At 57.5% G+C, this 22615-nt stretch carries 18 protein-coding genes and 1 pseudogene; 8 read left to right on the top strand and 11 right to left on the bottom strand.

Translation table 11 applies throughout. The annotated features are described in order from the left end of the window. Positions 1–4: 4 nt before the first annotated feature. Positions 5–238, bottom strand: a complete 234-nt coding sequence (locus BKP64_RS13095; protein WP_070970828.1) for a DUF2789 domain-containing protein — start codon at positions 236–238, stop codon at positions 5–7. Positions 239–334: 96 nt separating this feature from the next. Between BKP64_RS13095 and BKP64_RS13090 the strand changes: the two genes are divergently transcribed. Then, positions 335–3124, top strand: coding sequence for an ATP-binding protein (locus BKP64_RS13090; protein WP_070970826.1), 2790 nt, complete (start codon positions 335–337; stop codon positions 3122–3124). 9 nt (positions 3125–3133) lie between these two features. Here BKP64_RS13090 and BKP64_RS13085 read toward each other — a convergent pair whose 3' ends face one another. Continuing rightward, positions 3134–3499 (bottom strand): hypothetical protein, encoded by a 366-nt coding sequence (locus BKP64_RS13085; protein WP_070970823.1) that lies wholly within the window; start codon positions 3497–3499, stop codon positions 3134–3136. Between the two features lie 216 nt (positions 3500–3715). Between BKP64_RS13085 and BKP64_RS13080 the strand changes: the two genes are divergently transcribed. Continuing rightward, positions 3716–4321 (top strand): hypothetical protein, encoded by a 606-nt coding sequence (locus tag BKP64_RS13080; protein ID WP_070970820.1) that lies wholly within the window; start codon positions 3716–3718, stop codon positions 4319–4321. Between the two features lie 38 nt (positions 4322–4359). Beyond that, a complete protein-coding gene (locus BKP64_RS13075; RefSeq protein ID WP_257785940.1) occupies positions 4360–6546 on the top strand; it encodes a patatin-like phospholipase family protein in 2187 nt (728 codons plus the stop codon). Between the two features lie 8 nt (positions 6547–6554). Here the strand turns inward: BKP64_RS13075 and BKP64_RS13070 are convergent, their stop codons facing one another. The 3 genes from BKP64_RS13070 to BKP64_RS13060 all read right to left on the bottom strand — a co-directional run bounded on the left by BKP64_RS13070 (position 6555) and on the right by BKP64_RS13060 (position 9808). Then, a complete protein-coding gene (locus BKP64_RS13070) occupies positions 6555–7232 on the bottom strand; it encodes a GntR family transcriptional regulator (RefSeq protein ID WP_070970814.1) in 678 nt (225 codons plus the stop codon). Positions 7233–7319: 87 nt separating this feature from the next. Further along, positions 7320–8735 carry a cardiolipin synthase gene (gene cls, locus BKP64_RS13065; RefSeq protein ID WP_070973681.1) on the bottom strand — a complete coding sequence of 472 codons (1416 nt, stop codon included), beginning with the start codon at positions 8733–8735 and terminating at the stop codon, positions 7320–7322. A gap of 17 nt (positions 8736–8752) precedes the next feature. Continuing rightward, the gene (locus BKP64_RS13060; RefSeq protein ID WP_070970811.1) at positions 8753–9808 is read right to left on the bottom strand and encodes an AraC family transcriptional regulator; all 1056 of its coding nucleotides are present in this window, start codon (positions 9806–9808) and stop codon (positions 8753–8755) included. Positions 9809–10236: 428 nt separating this feature from the next. Between BKP64_RS13060 and BKP64_RS13055 the strand changes: the two genes are divergently transcribed. The 4 genes from BKP64_RS13055 (at position 10237) to BKP64_RS13040 (ending at position 13751) form a co-directional block, all read left to right on the top strand. Beyond that, positions 10237–11034 (top strand): alpha/beta fold hydrolase, encoded by a 798-nt coding sequence (locus BKP64_RS13055; protein WP_070970807.1) that lies wholly within the window; start codon positions 10237–10239, stop codon positions 11032–11034. Positions 11035–11133: 99 nt separating this feature from the next. Then, entirely contained in the window at positions 11134–12222 is a 1089-nt protein-coding gene (locus BKP64_RS13050) for an SMP-30/gluconolactonase/LRE family protein (protein ID WP_070970804.1), read from the top strand. Next, the gene (locus BKP64_RS13045; RefSeq protein WP_070970800.1) at positions 12219–12692 is read left to right on the top strand and encodes an acyl-CoA thioesterase; all 474 of its coding nucleotides are present in this window, start codon (positions 12219–12221) and stop codon (positions 12690–12692) included. The genes BKP64_RS13050 and BKP64_RS13045 overlap by 4 nt, the downstream gene beginning before the upstream one ends. A gap of 75 nt (positions 12693–12767) precedes the next feature. Beyond that, positions 12768–13751, top strand: coding sequence for an NADP-dependent oxidoreductase (locus tag BKP64_RS13040; RefSeq protein ID WP_070970797.1), 984 nt, complete (start codon positions 12768–12770; stop codon positions 13749–13751). 6 nt (positions 13752–13757) lie between these two features. Here BKP64_RS13040 and BKP64_RS13035 read toward each other — a convergent pair whose 3' ends face one another. The 3 genes and pseudogenes from BKP64_RS13035 to BKP64_RS13025 all read right to left on the bottom strand — a co-directional run. Beyond that, positions 13758–15653 carry a cation:proton antiporter gene (locus BKP64_RS13035; RefSeq protein WP_070970794.1) on the bottom strand — a complete coding sequence of 632 codons (1896 nt, stop codon included), beginning with the start codon at positions 15651–15653 and terminating at the stop codon, positions 13758–13760. A 21-nt stretch (positions 15654–15674) separates the two neighbouring features. Further along, on the bottom strand, positions 15675–16466 hold the full coding sequence (tcdA, locus tag BKP64_RS13030; RefSeq protein ID WP_099092558.1) for a tRNA cyclic N6-threonylcarbamoyladenosine(37) synthase TcdA: 792 nt from the start codon (positions 16464–16466) through the stop codon (positions 15675–15677). Between the two features lie 172 nt (positions 16467–16638). Then, positions 16639–18111 (bottom strand): annotated as a pseudogene (locus tag BKP64_RS13025) (acyl-CoA dehydrogenase C-terminal domain-containing protein); the annotation flags it as partial. A 280-nt stretch (positions 18112–18391) separates the two neighbouring features. On the opposite strand from BKP64_RS13025, the gene BKP64_RS13020 reads away from it, so the two are divergent. Continuing rightward, positions 18392–19135, top strand: coding sequence for an SDR family NAD(P)-dependent oxidoreductase (locus BKP64_RS13020; protein WP_070970792.1), 744 nt, complete (start codon positions 18392–18394; stop codon positions 19133–19135). 63 nt (positions 19136–19198) lie between these two features. On the opposite strand, the gene BKP64_RS13015 is transcribed toward BKP64_RS13020, so the two are convergent. From BKP64_RS13015 to speA, 3 genes are all read right to left on the bottom strand, one after another. Then, positions 19199–19837: a ChrR family anti-sigma-E factor gene (locus tag BKP64_RS13015; protein ID WP_070970789.1), complete on the bottom strand. Its 639-nt coding sequence runs from the start codon at positions 19835–19837 to the stop codon at positions 19199–19201. Continuing rightward, on the bottom strand, positions 19834–20433 hold the full coding sequence (locus tag BKP64_RS13010) for a sigma-70 family RNA polymerase sigma factor (protein WP_070970786.1): 600 nt from the start codon (positions 20431–20433) through the stop codon (positions 19834–19836). The genes BKP64_RS13015 and BKP64_RS13010 overlap by 4 nt, the downstream gene beginning before the upstream one ends. 214 nt (positions 20434–20647) lie before the next feature. Next, positions 20648–22558, bottom strand: a complete 1911-nt coding sequence (gene speA, locus BKP64_RS13005) for a biosynthetic arginine decarboxylase (RefSeq protein ID WP_070970783.1) — start codon at positions 22556–22558, stop codon at positions 20648–20650. Between the last annotated feature and the right edge of the window lie 57 nt (positions 22559–22615).

Below are 22615 nucleotides of genomic sequence, written 5' to 3'. Positions count from 1 at the left end.
CTGATCAGTGGCGCATGAGGGCGTCGAGTTCGTCAATCACTTCGGCCCAGTCGCTGTCCTCTTCCAGGCCTTCTTCAAGGAAGTGGGACTGGCTCTCTGACCAGAATGGCGCGTCCTGCAGTGCGATCTCACTTGGCAACGGTGAATATCTGGAAACAAAATCTTCAATGCTCTTTTCATCCGAAGCCAGGCCCATCTGTTCGAAAAGGGTCGAGAGCGAGTGCTTGCTGGTGTCCATGTATGCGGTTCTCCTGACTAATGACTGGTTGAATGAAATCACGCCCGTTTGCAGGTATTGTTCCCTGAAATGTAGCGGAACCCCTGAGGATATCCAGTGAAGGTCACCCTTCCGACATTACTATTCTGCCTGTTGGCACTTTTTCAAGCCCCACTGAGAGCTGATCCTCCCCAGTCGTCTCCCGCCCCGGTGCTTGGTAGTGAAGAATTGGCGTGGCTTGCCCAACAGGACCGCTTCCGTGTTGGTGTCCGGGTTGGCCAGGTACCGCTGATATTCGATACTGGCGACGGAACCCTGGCGGGCACCTACGTCGACTACCTTGCTCGCCTGTCCGATAAGCTGGGGGTTCCCGTTGAGCCGGTGGCGCTGGAAGGTGAGCCCGATCAGGGGGTGCCAGTACCCGAAACCATCCTGACTACCCGGATGCCCGGAGCACCGGTAACGCCGGGAAAGCGCTATACCGAACCCTTGATGTCGCTGACCTATGGCTTGTTTGTCAGCGCTGGCGATGCGGCAATCCGTACGCTGTCTGATCTGGAGGGCGGCCGAATTGCGGTTATCCGGGGCGACCCTAATCAGTTTCCCATGTTGGACCCGGTCGAGAGCTTTACTCCGGTGCCAGTGGACAGTATCGGCGAGGCAGTGAGTCGTGTGCTCTCGGGTCAGGCAGATGCGTTCCTGGGGCCGGTGCCGGTTGTGTCCGATTACCTGCAATCAGCGATGATAAACGGCATCGGGTTGTCGGTTTTGCTGGACAAGAACACTGTGGACGTTGTGCTGCAGATCAATATTGATGATGACCTTCTTTACCGCGTTATGGATAAGGCGGTGGCTGCGATCAGTCACAATGAGCACCGGGTTATCCGGCAGTCCTGGCTCCAGGCAGATTTGCCAGCCCTGGAACGCAGCGGGCTGGAGCTTTCCGCCACGGACATGGAATGGCTCAAGCGGCACCCGAATCTTCGTGTTGCCTTCCGTTCTGACTGGCCACCCTTCGAATACGCCCAGGATGACCGTCCCACCGGGTTGGCGCCCGACCTGGTGACCCGGCTGGAGTCGCAGCTCAAAGTCCGGTTTAACCGGGTTATTCTGCGAGACCGGATTGAGTCGGAAGAACAGTTGAAGGCCGGAGAGGTCGATATCCTGCCCGGGCTCTCACGGACGCCGAGGACCGAAAATGATTTTCTCTTCACTCGGGCCTACCTCACGGTGCCGATTGCTCTCGCTATTCGTGATGACGGCCGTTTTATCGGGGATCTCAGGGAGTTGCGCTCAGAGAAGGTTGGTGTCGTCAATCGCCACGCGGCTCACGATTACCTGCTGATCAATCATCCCGACCTTGACCTGTATCCCGTCGACACCGTTGAGGAGGGGCTGCTGGCCCTGTCCAACGGTGACCTCGACGTTATGGTTACGCATATTCCCGCGGTCAGTTACACCGTGGCGCGGCTGGGACTGTCGAACTTGAGAATCACCAGTATCACGCCCTATCAGTATGACCTGAGACTCGCGGTGCGGAAGGATAGCCCTGAGCTGCACAGAATTCTGAACAAGGCTCTTAGCAGCCTGGATGCAGCGGAAACAGAAACCATCTATAACCGCTGGATCCACCTCGATATCGAACAGGAAACCGACTACACCGTGGTGCGCCGGGTGGTATTGATCGCTGTCCTGGTGGTGCTGATCTTCCTTTACTGGAACCGCAAGCTGTCGCGGGAAGTGGATGAGCGGATCCGCTCCGAAAATGCATTACGCCGGAGCGAAGACGAACTGCGCGCGGCCAAACTGGAGGCCGAGCGTCTGGCCCGGGAGGCGGAAACCGCCAGTCTGGCCAAGAGTGAGTTCCTTGCCAATATGTCCCATGAAATACGGACACCGATGAATGCGGTGATTGGTTACAGCGATCTGCTCAGCAACAGCGTTACCGATCCGCAACAGCGCACGTATCTGGATGCCATTAGGGCCGGCAGCCGAAGTTTGCTGATGCTGATCAACGATATTCTGGACCTTTCGCGGATCGAGGCCGGGAAAATGCGGCTGGATTACTCGGCTGTTTCCATGCGCCGTCTGCTAGACGACGTGCGCCATATCTTCGATTTGAGAGCCAGGGAACAGGGCATATCCCTGGAGGTGAGTGTCGATTCGAAAATGCCGGCTGCGATGATGCTCGATGAGACCCGGTTGCGTCAGGTACTGTTCAACCTCGTCGGCAACGCAATCAAGTTTACCCATGAGGGCGGTGTGACCGTCAGGGCGGTCGCGATCCCACTGAAATCCGGAGAAGAGCTGAACAGAAACGTTGCGGATGGCTCTGACCGGCAACGCTACAAGTTGCGGGTCACTGTCAAGGATACCGGCATTGGTATTCCGCCTGATCAGCGCGAACGTATCTTTGACGCCTTTGAGCAACAGGAAGGCCAGAATACCCGTCGCTACGGGGGCACCGGCCTCGGTCTTGCGATCAGCCGTAAGCTGGCCCGGATGATGGGCGGAGAGCTGGAGGTGGAAAGCGAGCCCGGAACAGGTTCTGTGTTTACCGTGGTGCTGCCGAACGTGGAGGCAACCGGCGAGCAGGCCGGCGATGAAGGTGAACCGAAAGAAGCAGAACGGCTACTGGCACAAACTCTGAGCATGCAGGAAAGGGGCTGGCTGAGGGAGCAGCTGGCATCTGATTTTGGCGACGAATGGAAAACGATACGGGAGAGCGGTGACCCGGAGCAGATGAAGGATTTCGCCCGCCGCGTTCTGGCCTGGGGCTCGCGATACCGCTCCGGTTCTGTTTCCCGGTACGGAGAGAAGCTGCTGGCGGACGTTGAGGCGTTCAATCTGGATGCGGTCAACAGTTCACTGGAAGCCTTTCCCAAGTTGCTGGGACGCCAGAGCTAGGTCGGGGAATCAGAGGCAGTCGAACTGCGAGCGGCGATCGAAGGCCACGGACACCATGTCGTAGCCAGAGTCAGATAGGTGGCGCACCAGCTCTCGGTCTTTCAGGAGGGTCATGCAGACTTTGTGAACACTCGCCTGCAGCTGTTCTGTGGGCGGCTGTCGTGCATCGAAGCGGAAGTCAACAATCAGGTACTTGCGGTCTACCGCCGAAGTAACCGGAATGTCTTCACGCTCGACACTCTGGTAGCCAATGTAGGTTGCCTGCCCCTGAGGAAACACCTGGTTCATCAGGATGTCCAGGTTCTCAGCGTGGGCGCCGGAGACCGAAAACATGAGTGTTGCGGCGATGGTGCAGATAGAGGACTTGAGGTTCATGAAGACCACTCCCTGGCGACGCTCGGCGTGAGTGTAACAAAGTGTAAGTTTAGGTTACGGACGATTATTGCAGAGTCTGTCGCATTTTGCGTGATGTAGTGCCAATATTTTTCAATTGTTTGCAGTTTGCATGAGTTTACGGCCATGGCCCGGCGCTGCCGGAGCGCGCTTCCATCAGCTATCATGTGATTAAACGAATCAGTAAGAGGATGGTCCATGTTTCAGCTTGTCTTTAAGGGGGAGTGTACCCCCGGTACAGATCTGGAAACCGCACGGAATAATGCCCGGACCTTGTTCAAGGCCAGTGTCGCGCAGGTTGATCGCATGTTCAGCGGCCAACCTGTGGTTATTCGAAACAAGCTGGAAGAGGTTCAGGCGGAAAAATACCGGGCGGTGCTGAACAAGCATGGCATGCTGGCCTACGTTCAGCCAATGCCGGGTGCCCCGGAACCAGAACCGAAAGAACCCCTCCGTGAACAGCCGGCACGGCCCTCAGCATCATCAGCGGCGCCAAAGCCGGAGAAGGTCCCCGCGGCACCACCTCAGGGGCAGGTCCCCCGAACAGAGCCAGGCGATCGTTTGCCGGTGGCCGGTGAAAAGGTCGATGACATTCTCTCCGGATCCGATCTGACCCTCGATCCGGTGGGGGTGACTCTGGCGGAGCACAGTGAAGTCGAGGCGCCCATGTTCCAGCATCTTGATGACTGGACGCTGGCTCCGGCCGGTAGCGATCTGGGTGTTGAGCGGGATCTGCCGCCCCCGTTAGTGCCGGACGTCTCCCATCTTTCTCTTGCGGACGACGATTCATCTGACCGAACGTGATCGCGTTCAATCTGAAAGGATTCGGGCCTGTGAAATCTGTGCTCCTCTTTCTCGCCCTGGCCGGCTCGCTTGGGCTGGTGCCTGTTTTTGCAGCCGAGCGACCGAAAGTGGGGTTGGTCCTTAGTGGTGGTGGTGCCAAGGGCATGGCCCACGTTGGCGTTATCCGGGTTCTGGAGGAAATGAACATTCCGGTTGATGTGGTCGTAGGGACCAGCGCCGGCTCGGCAGTAGGGGCACTCTACGCATCGGGCATGCCAGTCAATGATATCGAGCGCCGGTTCATCGAGATGGACTGGCTTTCCAGCTTTCGGGATGATCCCGGCAGGATTTACAAGCCGGTCCGCCGCAAGCAGGAAGAATGGCGTTTTCCGGTAACCCCGGGCATTGGTCTCCGGTCGGATGGTCTACATGTGGGCGGAGGCATCATTGCCGGCCAGAATCTGGGCTTTATTCTCAACGAACTCACCCATAACGCTGCTCTGGTAGAGGACTTTGATCGCCTCGCCGTGCCGTTCCGCGCAGTGGCCACAGACCTCGAGACCGGTGAGCCTGTGGTCATGGGGAAGGGGAATCTCGCGGAAGCCATCCGTGCCAGTATGAGCATTCCGGGGGTCTATGCACCGGTTGAACGAGATGGCCATCTGCTGGTGGATGGCGGTGTCGCCAACAACCTGCCCGTGAGTGTGGCTCGCGAGATGGGTGCCGAGATTATTATTGCAGTCGACATTACCGATTCGTTGATGGAAACCGATGAATTGAGGGAGGCGTTCTCAGTTGTCGGGCAACTGACCACGATCATGACTCGCCGCAACACGGAGGAGCAGCTGGGCCTGCTCCGGGATGGAGATGTGCTGATCCGACCGGACCTTGAAGGTTTCAGCTCAGCGGATTTCTACAATGCCCCGGTATTGTTCGAGCTGGGTGCCAGCGCGGCGCGCAATCATGCCGTGGAGCTAAACCCGCTGAGGGTCTCCCGCTCGGAGTGGACGGGGTACAAAGCGGCAATGGGGTCTCGTGCCTACACAGCGGGTCCGATAGCACGCATTGAAATTGACCAGGGGAGTTCGCTGGCCCGTGAGTTCCTGCGGGAACGGATCCGACAGCAGCCTGGTATGCCTCTGGATGTGGCCGTACTGGAAGCCGACCTGAAACGGATATACGGTCTCGGCTATTACGAGACCGTCTCCTATTCGCTTTCGCCGTCCCGCGAGGGAACGGTACTGACCATTGGGGTTCAGGAGAAAAGCTGGGGGCCAAATTATCTGTCATTTGGTCTCAACTATGAAGATAACTTCAATGGCGAAACCCGGTTCAACATTGCTTCATCCATTCGAATGACTGAACTCAACGCGCTTGGTGGTGAATGGCAGACGGGCATTCAGCTGGGCACCGAGCCTTGGGTGCGGACCCAGTGGTATCAGCCAGTCGATTATGGCTATCAGCGGTTTATGGTGTTGGGTGGTCAGTACAGTCGCGAGACGTTCAGTATTTACGATAGCAACGATACTCGTATTGCGGAGGTGGATGTCACTTTCCGCAAGGCGGATCTCGCGTTGGGGATGGAGCTTGGTGGCATTGCCGAGGTCCGCCTCAAATACACCCGGGGCTATGCCACGGTAGACGAGCAGGTCGGGCAAGCGGTGGCTCCCGATGATTCGATCCACCAGGGTGGCCTTGCGCTTCAGGTGGTTCACGACTCCCTGGATGATGCCTTTTTCCCACGGCAGGGGGCCTTTGCGGGCATGCGGGGGCGCCTGGAGCGCGAAGATCTTGGTTCTGATCGGCATTTTGACTCGATCACCAGTATGGCGTTGGGAACCCGAACCTGGAAGGGCTTTAACATGACGGGCCTGCTCTATGCTGAAGCAGTGACCCGCGGGGAGCCAGGCATTGAAAATGCCGTCCGGCTGGGCGGATTCCGACGTTTGTCCGCCTTTGCTCCGGGGCAGATTACCGGCGACAACGCACTGATGGGCGCGCTGTACGCCAGCCAGGCTTTTGGCGGGCCACTGGTGCCGTGGTTTGCAGGGGTGGGGCTGGAGGTGGGGAATGCATGGGACTCTCTGGATGAGGCCAGCTGGAACAACTCGGTCCGCTCCTGGAGTGCATTTGCCGGAGTGGATACCTTCCTGGGGCCGGTGCAGGTGGCGACTGCGTATAATAACAAGGACAACTGGACGGCCTACCTGAACATCGGCTTTTCATTCACCCAGCTGTTTTACTGATGCCCGGGTCAGGCGCCCTTGGGGGCGCCGGCTTCGATGGCGTCCAGAACCTGTTGGCACTGCTGCAGGGCATACCGGTGCAGGATGTCAGCCAGACGCTCTTCGTCACGGTCCTTGATGGCCTGAATGGATTCCCGCATGTGCGCCAGATTGTCTTCGAGAACCTGGTTGCCCCCCCTCTGGAAAGTGGCAAAGGCACAGCGCCTGGCAGAAGGCCAGAGGTCGTCAATAGCTGCAGTGATGAAGTAGTTGTCTGCATAGGCGATGGATGCCTGTGTGTACTCAATGCCCAGTTCGAGAAAGGCCATCAGGTCGTTTTTCTGGAAGCAGGTGTTCATCCGGTCATACAGTGATTCCAGCCGCTCCATATCCGCTGGTTGCCATTGCCGCACCAGCTTGCGTCCGGTGTGGGTCAGGTAGAGTTCCAGGGTTTCATAAAGGCTACGGACGAAGTGCTCATCCAGTGGCGTCACGAATGCGCCCTTCCGGGGGACGTTACGAACCAGGTGTCGTTTTTCCAGAAGCAGCAACCCCTCCCGGATTGAACCATGACTGACGTCCATCTGTTTGGCCATGACGCTCTCATAGATTCGCTCTCCTGAGCGAAGCTGACCGAAGGCAATCATGTTCTCAATGTGGCGGGCAACCTGTTCTGTGAGGGTCTCTCGGGGTTTGAACGCGTTCATGTTTATGGGTCGCTAATGCATGCTGGCCGATTCGAGAAGGCATAGTCGCATATTCCTGCCCACTGAAACCAGTGTCTGCCCTGCCTGTCAGAGCAGAGGGGCGAGCAGGCGAACGGCCCGGCAACTCAGGCGGAACAGAATTGAGCGCTCCCGATAGTCGCTTTCTGTCATCAGCCGGGAACTGTCCAGATCCTCTTCCAGCATGGATTCAACGCTGTTGATAAAATGGGGTGCAGTGCTGATCGCGGTAATCTCGAAATTCAGGCGCATGGAACGGTTATCAAGATTGGCGGTACCAACGGCAGCGTAACGGTTGTCCACCAGGACCACCTTCTGGTGCATGAAGCCTGGCTGATACCGGTAGATCTGGATGCCCGTCTTGCAGGCCTGCACCAGATAAGAGTAGGCGGCGAGATTGATCAGTCGGCTGTCCGACTTTTCCGGGATGAGAATGCATACGTCCACGCCCCTGAGCGCGGCTAGTTGCAGGGCATTCATGATCTGTAAATCCGGCACGAAATACGGTGAGGAAATCCACACGCGTGTGCGGGCATTGTTGATGCAGTTCAAGAAAAACAGGGCGCAGGTCTCCCCGTCATCGGCCGGCCCTGTCGGAAGCATCAGGACCCTGTCATCGCCGGGCGCATTGTTCTCGGGCGCCCAGTCCAATTCCGGACCTTGATTGCTGGCCCAGTTCCAGTCTTCCAGCCAGGTCAGCTGTAGGCCGGTTACCGCGGGGCCTTCGATACGGCAATGGGTGTCCCGCCATGGTTCCTGATCCATTGCGGTTCCCAGGTATTCATCGCCCAGGTTGATGCCGCCGACAAACCCCACCTTGCCATCACAGACCAGCAGTTTCCGGTGGTTACGGAAATTGATCTGGAATCGCCGCCTCCGGATATTGCCGTTGCCAAAGGACGCCACACGGGCACCCGCTGCAGACAGTTGGTTAAGATAGCTGCGGGACAACCACACGCTGCCGATGTCATCGTAGAGAAACCACACCTCTACACCTTGGGCCAGTTTTCGCTCAAGAATGGATTTGATGCGCTGGCCGACCCGGTCCGAACGGACAATATAAAACTCCAGCAGGATGTAGCGGGTGGCGTCTTCCATTGCCTCGAACAGCGCTTCGAACGTCGCTTCGCCATCCCTGAGCAGGGTGCAGCGATTACCTTCGGTGAAGGGCTGTCGGCCCAGCTTGCAGAGCACCTGTAGCTCATCGGTAAAACGCTGTCTGTCACCCGGGGAAATAGACGTGGTTTGCTGCTCAAAGCGGTTAAGCAGGTCCGTCAGTGCCTCGTCCCCCATCCTCCGTGCTTTGACATAGCCCCCGAACCGGTGGCGGCCAAATAGCAGGAACAGAGGGACAGCCATGTAGGGCAGGCCCAGAAGACCGATAATCCATGCGATGGCACCCTGCGCGGTACGATAGGTCAGTAGAATGCGGTAAATGCACGCCAGTGCTCCCAGGTAAAACAGGCCCAAGGCCACCGCCACCATTGAAAGCTGGTCGTTAATCACGCTTTTCCCTCCGTGGAGTGAGCGGTTGGGGTGCTGAGTTCCCCGGCAAAGTGGCTGGCCCGATACTGGGCGGGCGCGGTGCCTGTCCACCGTTTAAAGGCTCTGCTGAACGCGCTGAGTTCGGAAAATCCCAGGAGGAAGGCGATCTCGCCCAGGGCATACTGGTCGGCGGCAACATAGCGTAGAGCTTTGTCTTTGCGTACCTGTTCCACGAGATCGTGGAAGCTGAGTCCCTCCTTCTTGAGCTTCCGGTAGAGTGTCTGTCGGCTCATATGGCACTGCTTCGCAAGACTGTCTGCGTCGATCCTGTCGGTCGACATCTGCATGGAAATAAGGCGGCGGATCTTGCGGCTGAATGAGCGACGGGGCTGCAATCGCGCAAGAACCGTGTTGACCTGTTTGAGCACCGCGGAATAGACATAGGGGTTACGTCTGGGAATGGGATGGCCAAGATGGCGGCTATGAAAGGCGAGGCGCGTTGCGGTGCATCCGAACCGGGTTGGGCCTCCCAGCAGCTTCTCGTACTCTCCGGCATAGGCTGGTCGCGGATGAGCAACGTCCACCCATTCAGCCCGTATGCCCGGGTGAATAAAGTGGCGAGTCCGGCTCAGTGCCGCTGCAAGGGTGCGGTCCATGTCCTGGCGACAGTAATGATCCGGAGTGTCCGGTTGCCAGGTCAGGATCGCCTGTTCGCCGATCTGTTCAAAGCTGAGGATCACGGATTCATTGATCAGTCGATGAAGGCGCACATATTGCGTGACGGCCTCTCCCAGTGTGTCGCAATTGAAGAAAACATGTCCCACCAGGCCCATCCGCTCGGGATCGACCACCTGACCCGCATGCAATCCAACACCGGGATCCCCGGTAACCTGCTCGGCATACGCCCATAAACGGTAATGGGCTTCCGCAGGTACCCTGAGATCCGGGGCGGTAAGGGCCTCCATACCCAGTCCGGTAATTGTCTCCACCCGGGCCGGATCCAATACGCCCTGACGCTCAAGATAATGTGCGAGAGCGAGAGTGCTGGAGGCCGCTACAAGCGGGTTTGCCATGTTGTCTGACTGATCCGGAGTCACAGTATCGATTCCGATGGTTAACAAGCTGTCATGGACGCTGATACAAAATGTCAAGCCGATGAAACACCCTGTCAACAGGGTGTCACGCCAACAACGATAGCATTAAGTCATCAGGTTGAAGCAATGGAAAGACCTTTAATCAGGAGGTGTCTCATGGAACAGGAAATTTTCGTACCCCATACCGAGCATGAACGTAAGAACGTTGTTGCGCTTGCAGAGTACCTGAACAGCATTTTCTACTGCTGATCGGTCAGGCGTAAGCTCTTTGATCTTGAAGCCGGGGAATCCCCCGGCTTTTTTTCGTCCCCGGAAAGTTTCCGGGCGTCCGGAGCTTGCTCGAGTGACTGGCAGTGGTAATGTATCGGGTCTGAAAAAAACGAGCCCAATCCGGAGAATGTCTACCCATGAGCGTAGAGCTGAACCACCGTATTACCGGCGACGGTCCGCCACTGATTCTGTTACATGGCCTGTTCGGGTCGCTGGACAACCTGGGTGGCATTGCCCGTCGATTACAGGATGAGTGGCAGATTCACGCGCTTGATCAGCGCAACCACGGAGCTTCACCCCATACGGACGCCATGGACTATCCGTCGATGGCCGAGGACGTGGTTGCCTACATGGATAAGCAGGGCATCAACAAGGCATGCATTCTGGGGCACTCCATGGGCGGAAAGGTGGCCATGCAGGTCGCTCTTCAGGCCCCTGAGAGGGTGGAAAAAATCGTTGTCGCCGATATTGCGCCCGTGAGTTACAAGGCGGGACACGATGCCATTCTTGAAGGCCTGAAGCACATGGACCTGAGTGGTGTCCGCTCCCGCCAGGATGCCGACAGGCTGATGGCAGAGTTCGTGGACATGCCGTCTACCAGACAGTTTTTATTGAAAAATCTTGAGCGGGTACCGCGGGAACAGCAAACCGAAACGAAGCAGCTTTTCCGTTGGCGCCTGAACCTGCCGGTGATTGATGCCTGCTATTCGAATCTTGCAAGCGCTCCCGAGGGCAATGGTCCATTTGGCGGCCCTGTATTGTTCCTCAAGGGTGCGGATTCGGCTTATATCCAGGAAAAACACCGAGAGGCAATTCAGCGACTGTTTCCGGCAGCGGAGCTGCGAATCATTCAGGATACCGGGCACTGGCTGCATGCGGAGAAAGCCGACACCTTTGCGGCTCTGTGCCGCCGTTTTCTAAAGGGAGAAAACTGACCGGTGCTGCCGGCCCCGTTTTCATGGCCGGTGCCGGGTCTGGTAAGGTTAAACCATCACTGACAAATGCAACGGACACAGAACAGGCGGGCATGGTCTATGAAATGGTTGATGGTGGGCGCGCTGGTCCTGTTTTTATTGCTGGGGAGTTTCCTGCTGACACCATCTCCCATTGACAGCAAGGCATGGCAACCACCTTCGCCCCCTCCGATGACCGGCGTGCTGGCGCCCAATGAGAGGTTGCGGCTGGCTGATCTTCTGGCCCGGGGACAAGTATTCGGGCCCGAGGATACGACGGTCAGCGCAGAAGGTGTGCTTTTTGCGGGAACTCAGGATGGTCGTATCGTCCGGCTGTTCCCCGATGGTCGGCTGGATACCTGGCTGAAAACGGGGGGGCGCCCCCTGGGTATGGTCTTTGATGATGCCGGCAACCTGATCGTGGCCGACGCCTGGAAGGGGCTGCTCTCTATTTCACCCGAAAAGAACGTGACCGTTCTGGCCCGGGAAGCCGAGGGCACTCCGTTTCGCTTTACGGACGACGTGGATATAGCGGCGGATGGCCGGATTTACTTCACCGACGCGAGTTCCCGTTTCCGTCAACCCGAATACCGCCTGGATCTTCTCGAGATGCGCCCCCATGGCCGGCTCCTCAGATACTCAGCGCAGACCGGCAAAGCCGAGGTCCTGCTTGGAAACCTCCACTTTGCCAACGGTGTTGCGGTATCGCCGGACGGCGATTTTGTACTGGTTAACGAAACCTGGAAGTATCGCACGCTCCGTTACTGGATCCATGGGCCCAAGGCAGGGCAAGCAGAAGTGTTTGCCGATAATCTGCCGGGCTTTCCGGACAACATTGCGGTGGATAGCAAAGGCCGTTACTGGATTGCGTTTCCAACCCTGAGGAACCCCCAGGTGGATGCTTTGCATCACACGCCGTGGCTGAAGGATCTGGTTGCGAAGTTGCCTGACAGCCTTAAACCCACACCAGAGGAATATGGTCTGGTGGTAGCCTTCAATCGCAACGGTGAAATGATTACCAGCCTGCAGGACAGCCGCGGTACCCATTTGAAAGAGATCACCTCGGTCAACCCCCACGACGGGTATCTATACTTTGGTTCACTTCACAACGATCGTATCGGGCGGTTACCGTTGCGGTCCATTCCGGGACTCGGGGACGACGACGCATGACAGACGGTTACGCCATACACTGGGATTTGCCGGATCCATTCACTATCGATATCACTGTCGGCGATGAGGACACGGACCGCCTGGGGCATGCCAATAATGTGGTTTATGTGCGCTGGCTAGAGGATGTCAGCTGGGCTCATATTGAAAGCCTGGGAATGACCTGGGAGTTGCACGAAGCTACCGGTAAGGCCATGGCGATCACCCGCACCGAAATCGATTACCTGGCCGCCGCAAACGCGGGCGACCACCTCATTCTTGGCACTTGGCTAACCGGCTATGATGGCCGCTTTCGCTCAGGCCGACAGTTTCAGTTGGTGCGTCCCTCTGATGGTAAAACCCTGGTCAGGGCGGTCTCGACACATGCCTGTGTGAATATGAGAACCCAGCGTCCCTCCAGGGCACCGAAAGAGTTTGCTGACATCCTCAGGGAGAACATGGTTGCTGGTGGCAAGAGCCTCAGCTTTGATTGAGTCACTAAAAACGCCAACTTCTGCTAGTCTGAACGAAAGTTCGTATCCCGTTATCACCGTTGTCCGGAGTCTGTCATGGAAAATGCCGTTGATCAGAGCACTCAGTCCTCTATGCGCCATGTAATTTATGATCATTTTGGCGAGCGCGATGTGTTGCAGGTGGTCAGTTCGGAGATTCCCGGGCTGGAAAATGGCCAGGTGCTTATCCGGGTCCATGGTGCTGGTCTGAACCCCATTGACTGGAAAACACGAAAAGGACTCGGGTTCGCGGCCCGGCAGATTGAAGATTCGCTGCCCTGGACCCCGGGCTACGATGTGGCGGGCGAGGTCGTTGCCGTGGCTGGCGATGTGACCACTCTGGTGCCAGGGGACCGGGTGATGGGTATGATTGGCTTCCCGGCCAGGGGAGGTGGCTATGCCCAGTTTGCAGTTGCCGGTGCCGACGAACTTGCCATAGTGCCCGAGGAACTTGACCTGGTAGCCGCGGGGGCTCTTCCACTGGCCGCGCTGACGGCATGGCAGGCCTTGTTTGAGGTGGCGAAGCTTGAATCCGGCCAGAAGATACTGATTCATGCCGGTGCCGGTGGAGTGGGGCACTTTGCGGTGCAGTTCGCGTTGGAGCGGGGTGCCCATGTGATTGCCACGGCCTCAGCCAGCAACCGGGATTTCCTCGCTGAACTGGGTGTTCATGAAGTGATTGATTATCGCTCCAGCGATGTCGCCGACGAGTGCTATGGGCTTGATGTAGTGCTTGATCTCGTGGGTGGAGAGACTGGCAAGCGGTCGCTGCACACGTTGGGTGAACACGGGGTGCTGGTGACCATTCCCACCGTGACTGCGGACGAGATCATCAGCGCCGCCGAGGGCCTCGGCCTGCGAGCTCATGGCATGACAGTGCGCCCGGACGTCTTCCACCTGGATGAAATTGCCGAGCTGGTTGAGGACGGCGACGTGAAGGTCCATATAGAAAGGGCATTCCCGCTGGATCAGGTTGCGGACGCCCACGAGCTCCTGGAAGCTGGCCACGTCCGTGGCAAGCTGGTGCTGGACTGCCGCTGAGGGGGATTACCCCTTCGGCGTTTTCTTCTTCCCGTTTTTTTCTTCGGGATCCTCGCTGGAACGGTCGCCTGCGGTCGTTCCCTGGTTCTCCTTCTCCTTCCGTTCTCTGGGGGCCTGAGGTGGCACCAGGCTAATCAACACCCAGTCCTTTTCGGGCTTTATGTCCTCCATCTCCAGCACCGGTGAGATGTACCCCTTGCTATCGAATACAAAGAGAACAAGGGCCTGATGCTGGTATTTCTCCAGGAATTGCTGGTAGCTGAACTCTTCGCTCAGTTGGGTGGTTTTTACGGTATAGCCCTGACTGGCCAGGCTGGCCAGCTTGGCGTAGCTGACGCCGTCAAAAAGCCCCCGGGTCATCTGGATCTTTTCGGCGGTCTGATGACGGGCCTTCTGATCCTGGTCACCTTCCGCGAGGCTGAACACGCAGTTGTTTCCGAACCAGTCCAGGAAGTGGTATGTGGCCAGTGAATTCATATGCTTGTAGGGAGAAATGACCAGCAGATTGCCGATGCCGGTCAGGTCCAGATGGGTGGACGCGTGCTCGGATACCGGATTGCCAAAGTAGGTCTGAAGGTTTTCCATGCGAGCCTGACGCACGTTCTCCCAGTTGGTGTCGGCCAGAGTGACCGGGACTTCATGTTTTTTCAGTGAGAGGGCAATCATTCGCGCCACCGGGTTGGCGCCGAGAATCAGAAAGCCGAATTCCGCGGGTTCTGCCACCTTGAGCAAGCGGGCAAGGGGGCGGGCGGTCAGGCTCTGGAGGGTGACCGTGGCAATAATTAGCATGAATACCAGAGGCACCAGCGTACCGGCGCTTTCATAGCCCAGCTTCTGCAGCTGGAAAGCAAAGAGGGCAGAGACAGCTGCTGCAACAATGCCCCTGGGGGCGATCCAGCTCAGGAAGAGTTTCTCCCGCCAGTTCAGGCTGGTGCCAATGGCTGAGAGGAAAATGCTCAGTGGGCGTGCGATCAGCATCAGGATGGCGAGGACGACGACCAGTCCCCAGCCCAGATCGGCAATGGCGCTGAACTCCACCCGCGCGGCGAGGATGATGAACAATGCGGAAATCAGCAGTACGCTGAGGGATTCCTTGAACTCCAGGATACTGTCGATGGGCACCTGCTTCATATTTGCCATCCAGAGCCCCATGATTGTGACGGTCAGCAGGCCGGACTCGTGTGCAATTTCATTGGAAATGGCGTAGACACCGAGCATGAACGTCAATGTCCCGGCATTGTGCAGATACTGCGGGATAAGATGTTTGCGCAGTGCCAGACCATTCAGGTAGCCGGCTACGGCACCGATCAAGAACCCCACCGCCAGGGTTTTGCCAAAAATGTAGAGGGAGTGGCCGAAGACATTGCCCTGGCCCCAGGAGACGATCCCCTCGAAGACCAGCACGGCCAGCAACGCGCCTACGGGATCGATAATGATGCCTTCCCAGCGCAGAATGTTGGCCAGTTTGGCATCCGGTCGGACCGAACGTAACAGGGGGGCGATAACGGTGGGTCCGGTCACGATGGATATTGCCCCGAAGAGCAATGCGACCGGCCAGGACACGTCCAGTACCCAGCGGGCCGTCAGTGTGCCAATGACACAGGTAACGATGGACCCTACCGGAATAAGGTTGCGCACCATTTTACCGTGGCCACGGATTTCATCGTAGCGGAGAGTCAGGCTGCCCTCAAACAGGATGATGGCAACCGCCAGGGAAATGACCGGGAACAGGAGTTCACCGAAGACCGCTTCCGGTGCCAGAAAACCGAGCATTGGGCCGGCAGCAAGGCCTCCGGCCAGAAGGAACAGAATGGCTGGCATCCTGACGCGCCAGGCAAGCCATTGACAGAACAGGGAGAGTACGCCAATGCTGGCTAAAAGCATGACTGTGCTGAATGGCATAGTGCGTTCAGTTCCTTTGATTCATTGGTTGGCGCGCCGTGCAATCCGGTTCAGCAGCCTGGAAGCGGCAAAAAAACCAAAGCTGGCGGTCACCGGGCTGGCGGCTCCGAACCCGGACGCGCAATCGAGTCGGGCTGGCCCGGTGCTGGCGGGTTTTTGCAGACAAACCTCGCCATCGCCGGCAGGATACGTCAGCTGCTCCAGTGAGTATACGGCTTCTACACCAAAGCGGCGTTTTGGGTTGCGGGAAAAACCGTATTCCCTGCGCAGCAAGTTGCGAACCTTGGCAAGCAAGGGGTCTTGGGTGGTTTTGCTCAGATCCGCGACCTGAATCTGGGTCGGGTCCATCTGTCCGCCGGCACCACCCGCGCATACAACGGGTATCTTGCTGCGCTGGCAGTGGGCGATAAGGGCTGCCTTGGGCTTGACGCTGTCGATGGCATCCACGACTCCGGTCATATCCGGGGTGATCAGCTCGGTGACATTTTTTGGGGTGAGAAAGCCAAAGACCACTGCTATTTCCGCATGGGGATTGATGGCTTTCAGTCGTTCGGCCATGGCATCGGTCTTGGTTCGGCCGTACTGAGTCTCCAGGGCATGAAGCTGCCGGTTGGTGTTGGAGATGCAGATGTCGTCCATGTCGATCAGTGTGATCTTACCGATGCCGCTTCTGGCCAGGGATTCCGCGGCCCAGGAACCAACGCCACCGAGACCCACAATGGCAATGTGGGTATTACGGAAAGACTCCAGGGCCCGGCGGCCGTACAGTCGTTCAATGCCGCCAAAGCGGAAAGCGAAATCGTCGGCGTTCATTCGGCCTCCGGTTATGTCCGGCTCAGAGCCGGACGGAATCAAAGAGCGCAATTGTACCCCAGGGCGGGGCCAGACAAAAAAAGCCGCGCATGGCGCGGCTTTCAAGGAAGTGCCCGGTTCAAAAAGACGTGGGCCGGACTATGCCAGAGACGCCAGGCAACGCAGTCGTTCTTTACGCAACCCAGTGGTCATTTTCAAACGCCATCAGGCTATCCTTGCCGCTCTTGATGTCGCCCAGCAACCAGTGGATTTCCGGCAGCAGTTTTTCAAAATAGAAGCGGGCGGATACCAGCTTGCTTTCCAGAAGTGGCTTGTTAGCCTCACCGGCTTCCAGTTGCTGCCCGGCAACGCCAGCCATGCGGGACCAGAGATAGCCAATTACGGTCAGGGCCATAAGGCGCAGATACGGCGTTGCCGCAGCACCTGCCTGTTCCGGGTCCCCGGACGCATTGCTCGCGAGCCACATGGTGGCCTCTTCGAGGGACTTCATGGCGTCTTTGAGTTCCGCCCGGTGGGGTGCCTCCGGGTTGTCCTTGAGGTAAGCGGTCAGAACCCCAAACAGGGTCCGGATGAGTTGACCACCCTTCAGGCTGAGTTTCCGGCCCACCAGATCCATCGCCTGGATGCCATTGGTCCCCTCATAAATACGGGCAATGCGGCCGTCCCGCACCAGTTGCTCCAGTGGCCAGTCAGTTGTGAATCCTGAGCCACCGAGGACTTGCAGGCCGGTATTGGCGTTGTTGAACCCTTCGTCTGTCAGGAAGGCCTTGACCACCGGTGTCAGCAGTTGCACCAGATCATCGGCGGATTCGCGAACTGCAGCGTCAGGGTGGGCGGTGGAAATGTCCAGGTGGTGGCCTGTGAACAGCGCCAGCGCACGCATACCCTCATTCAGGACCTTCTGGCGCATCAGCATGCGCCGGACATCCGGGTGCACGATGATCGGGTCGGCGGGACCGTCCGGGTTCTTTGGGCCGCTCAGGGAGCGGCTTTGCAGGCGCTCACGGGCGAACCCGAGGCTTTCCTGATACGCCATCTCGGCAAGCCCGAGCCCCTGCATGCCCACCATCAGGCGAGCCTCGTTCATCATGGTGAACATAGCTCGCATGCCGTCGTTGGGCTCGCCGACCAGCCAGCCTTTTGCACTTTCGAAATTCATCACGCAGGTCGCGGACCCCTTGATGCCCATTTTGTGCTCAAGGCCACCGCAGAAAGCCGGGTTGCGCTCACCAGTGCCGGGCAGGAACTTGGGAACAACGAACAGGGAGATACCCTTGGTGGTGTCGGGGGCGCCCGGTAGCTTGGCGAGTACCAGGTGCACGATGTTGTCGACCAGATCGTGTTCGCCGCCGGTGATCCAGATTTTTGTGCCTTCAATGGCGTAGCTGCCATCGTCGTTGGGCTTCGCCCGGGTGCGAATCAGCCCCAGATCCGTACCGCATTGGGGTTCGGTGAGACACATGGTGCCTGTCCATTCGCCCGAAATAAGTTTTTCCAGGTAGGCCTTTTTCAGTTCCTCGGAGCCATGGGTGAAAAGGGCACTGATGGCGCCGTGTGTCAGCCCGGGATACATGCCGAGGGAGAGGTTGGTTGAGCAGACCATCTCATCCACAATGAACTTCAAGGTGTGTGGCAGACCCTGTCCGCACCCAAAACATCGAACAAAATAAAGCGAATGTCATTCGCGGGAGCCTGGTATTTCATGGATTACTCTCCTGAGTGGACTGATTTTTCGGGATGTTGGCCCGGGGTTGCTGCCGATCCTCTCTTACGACTTGGTGTCACATTCATACGGCCGTTTTAATTTGCTGGTTCACTGGATTGTGCGGTCCGTGCGACAAAGTTTTCGTATTCCCTTTAGAGGCCGGTCAAATCTTCCTGGCGAAGGCCAGGCAGCACAAAATGTGCAGGTACAGGAGGTGTGGATGAAGCGAGTTGTCATTGCGGGGGCGTCCGGTGCAATTGGTGCGGCCCTGGCTGCCAGAATTATCGATCGTGATCCGGAAAGTCGGGTGGTCGGCCTTTGCCGGAATCCGGAACATGCTCCGGAGGCATTGCAGGCTCTGGACCGGGTGAGTCTGGTGCGCTGGGATGCGGAAGACAGCGAAACCCTGGAGCCCATGGCGGCGTCATTGGCATCGCTGTTTCCCATCAGGGGCGGTATTGATACGCTGATCTACACTGCCGTTCTATTGCATGCGGATAACATGTTTCCGGAGAAGCGACTGGAAGAACTTTCAGCCGATGCCATGGCCAGATCCTTTGCAGTGAACGCCACCGGTTTTGGTCTTCTGGTGCGAGCCCTGGTTCCCTGGCTGCGTCATCGAGAGTTAAAGCGCATTGGGGCTATATCTGCCAAAGTAGGCTCGATTACAGATAATCATCTGGGTGGGTGGTACGCCTATCGAAGTTCCAAGGCTGCGCTGAACATGCTGGTCCGGACCATGTCGGTCGAGCTACCGCGACGTTGCAGGCCCGTTGCCTGCGTAGCGTTACATCCGGGAACGACCGAGTCGGCTCTGAGTCAGCCGTTCAGCCAGTCTCTGGCGCAACTTGAGGTGCATAGCCCTGACGAAACTGCAGGCAATCTGCTGGCGGTTCTGGAAGGGGTGGATGCCGACAGTAACGGTCTTTTCCTGAACTGGGATGGTTCCGCGTTGCCCTGGTAACGGAGTTTTCACACAAAAAAGCCGGACGATCGTCCGGCTTTTATACGTTGGCTTCGGCGATGCCTACCGGATAAAGGGGTTGAGCATGCGGGTAAATGTGCCCGTCAGCTTCACGGGTGCGCTCAGTACCGACAGGGTGATGCAGTCTTCACAACCGACAGCCACCGGTTTGTGCTCGTCGTTTTCATCCAGCACAACAAAGTCCCACTGGTTGAAAACACCGTTCTGGTCGGCGAACGCACCCTGCAGAACAATAGTGGTTTCATTGCCCCGATGGGTGTGCGCAGGGGCTTTGCCGCCTGCAGCCAGCTTCTGGAGTACAACCTGTTCTTTCTGGTGCGGAAACTTGTCGCTGATGTCCAGCACGCTTACGTCGCCGAGCTGACGTTTCCAGGGGAGCTTGTTGATATCTTCTCCAAGCAGTTTCTGCAACGGTCCCACTCTAGGGGCCTTTACTGTTACTGGTTGACTAGAAGGTTCGTTCTCGATGCGTGAGAGAATGCTGTCAAACATGCTCTCGGAAACGCTCACTTTAGGCTGTCGCTCCATCATGACTGCGCCCAGGCTGTCCAGTGTATCCACACGGCTCCGGCAGTGGGAACACTCGTCCAGATGAAGCCGTATGCATAGCGCATGGGGCTCGCTCAGATTGCCAGCACTGTATTCCATGAGGCTGAGAGTGTCGGGATGGTGCCGTGTCATACGTTCTGGTCCTGCAGAATCACTTTAAGCTTGTTCAGTGCCAGACGAACCCGGCTTTTAACTGTGCCAAGGGGAATATCGAGCTCGTTCGCCACCATCTGATGCGATTTGTTCTCCATGTATACTTTCGCAATCACGGTAATCTGCTCTTCCGGCAAGTGGCTCAGTGATTCCCTTATGCGTCGCTCGGACATGAGTCGATGCAACGAGGTCACCGGCTCGTTTTCGTTTTCGCCCGGAATCTGCCACAGATCTTCCGTTTCTATGGGCATTTCGGCGCTGGTGCGCTGCATTTTACGGAGCATGTCGATGCGCTGGTTTCGGGCGATGGTAAAAATCCACGTGGATGCCGCCGCTTTGCGCCAGTCATATAAACAGGACCGCCTCCAGATGGAAACAAAGACTTCCTGGACCAGTTCCTCTGCGTGGCTGGCAAGGCCATTGGCCATGGCGTAGTACTTGATCTGGGGGCCAAAGTGCTCAAAGAGCGCGTGATAGGCTTCCCTATCTTGGCTTTTTCCTACTTTCTGCAGCAACTGGCTCCACGGATCCTTTCGGCCCTCGGAACTGGCTGGCTTTTGTTCCAGTGTGCTCACTGGACGCTCCTTGACAGTCGCATGATTTGAGCTTCTTCTGGTCATCATTGTATGCACTCGCCGCAGATTTGTCAGTTAGAAGGTTTACGGGTTCAAACGGGTTGCAGATCAATCGATGTGAAAAAAACAATCAAAAATGCGGTCGGGTGGGTCTGAAATGACTTCCCCGCTCCCGGTGTCCGGCGCCGGGAGCGGGGAAGGTAAATCTGTCAGCCTACTCTTCCAGGTAGGTATAGCCGTTCAGTCCTGCCGCCAGTTCCGCCAGCAAGGCAGTCTGTAGTTCCTGCGGCAGGTCGCTGGTGCTGAATTTTTGCTGGTAGGCGCTCAGCAAGTCGTCCGGCTCGAAATTGACATAGCGCAGGACCTTGGCGACCGTATCGCCGGTTATCGGATCGCTGATATTGAATCCCCCCTCCTGATTCAGCTGCACGTCCACGGAATGGGTATCACCAAACAGGTTGTGCATATCTCCGAGAATTTCCTGGTACGCACCGGTCATGAAAAAGCCCATCAGCAGCGGCTCGCCAGGCGCCTCCGCTGGCAGGGGAAGGGTGGTTTCCGTTCCCTGACCATCCACATACTGGTCAATTCGCCCGTCTGAGTCACAGGTGATGTCCTGGATAACCACACGGCGGTTGAACGGACGGTTCAGGCCATTGACCGGCATGACGGGGAAGATCTGATCAATGCCCCAGACATCAGGAAGTGACTGGAACAGTGAGAAGTTCACGAACAGCTTCTCTGCCAGCTTCTCGTTCAGCTCATCGATGATCTCCCGGTGGGCCCGGTTGGCGTTGTCGAGCTGGTCTCGCAACAGACGGCAACAACGGGTGTAAAGCGTTTCGGCCTCGGCACGCTCCCGAAGCGACAGCAATCCGTGCGCGAACTGTGCATGGACGTCGGCCATCGCATGCAGCACATCATGATAGATTTCCGCAAGAGAGCGTGGCGTTTCACTGTCCTCCAGGCTCAGCAGATCGCGCCAAAGGTCCTGCAGTGGCGACGGGGCCTCGGGCGCCGGTTGCTCTGGTGCGCGGTTGTCCGGCACTTCCCGGTCAATGACGTTGGTTACCAGAACCGAATGGTGTGCTGTCAATGCGCGGCCGGATTCACTGATCAGATCGGGATGGGGGATGCCATTACGGTCGCATTCCGACTGGAGTATATGCACCACATTATAAGCGTACTCATGCACGCTGTAGTTCATGGAGCAGCTGCTCCGGGAACGGGTGCCCTCGTAGTCCACACCAAGTCCGCCACCGATATCCACTGTACCAATGGGAGCGCCGATTTTCTGCAATTCGCTGTAGAAGCGAGCGCACTCCCTTAGCCCTGTCTGGATGTCCCGGATGTTGGCGATCTGTGAGCCAAGGTGGAAGTGTAGTAGTTGCAGCGTGTCCAGGGCGTCCGCCTCACGCAGGGTTTCCACCACATCCAGCACCTGGCTGGCAGAGAGTCCGAACTTGGACTTTTCCCCGCCGGTGTTTTGCCAGTTGCCTTTGCCTATGGTCGCCAGGCGTGCCCGAACGCCAATAAGCGGAGAAACCTCCAGCGCTTCAGCTTCTCTGAGGATCAAGGGAAGTTCAGATTTTTTCTCTACAACGATAAACACCCGATGGCCCAGTTTCTGTCCGATGAGGGCAAGACGGATATACTCCCGATCCTTGTAGCCATTGCAGACAATGACTGAACCTGGCTTCCTGGACATTGCCAGCACTGCCATCAGCTCCGGCTTACTGCCAGCCTCCAGACCGATCTGGCCCTTTGACGCCGCGGGTTCCGCAGATAGCAGCTCCTCGATTACCCGCCGCTGCTGGTTGACCTTGATCGGGTACACTGCCGTGTACTGGCCCTGATAGCCCTGCTCGGCACCGACTTTGTTGAATGCGCCACAGAGGGTGTTGACGCGATCGTGCAGTATGTCTGTAAACCGGATAAGTACGGGAAGCTGTACCCCGGCATTCGAGAGCGAACGTGCCAGCTCTGGCAGGTTGATCTGAGCCGGAGTGTGGCCACGATCCGGACGAATCATGACTTCGCCTTTGTGATTAACACCAATATAACCATCGCTCCAGTGGGCGATGTTATAGACCTTGTGGGCAGCGGTGCCGCTGGCTTCGCTCATGCTTGCTATCCTGTCAGGAAACCGGGCCGGCAGGGTAGGTGTTCAGTGGCCGGTGTC

Origin of the sequence: Marinobacter salinus (genome assembly GCF_001854125.1) — a bacterium.
Classification (GTDB): domain Bacteria; phylum Pseudomonadota; class Gammaproteobacteria; order Pseudomonadales; family Oleiphilaceae; genus Marinobacter; species Marinobacter salinus.
The sequence above is the reverse complement of the archived record's forward strand: the minus strand, read 5'-3'. Positions and strand labels throughout refer to the sequence as shown.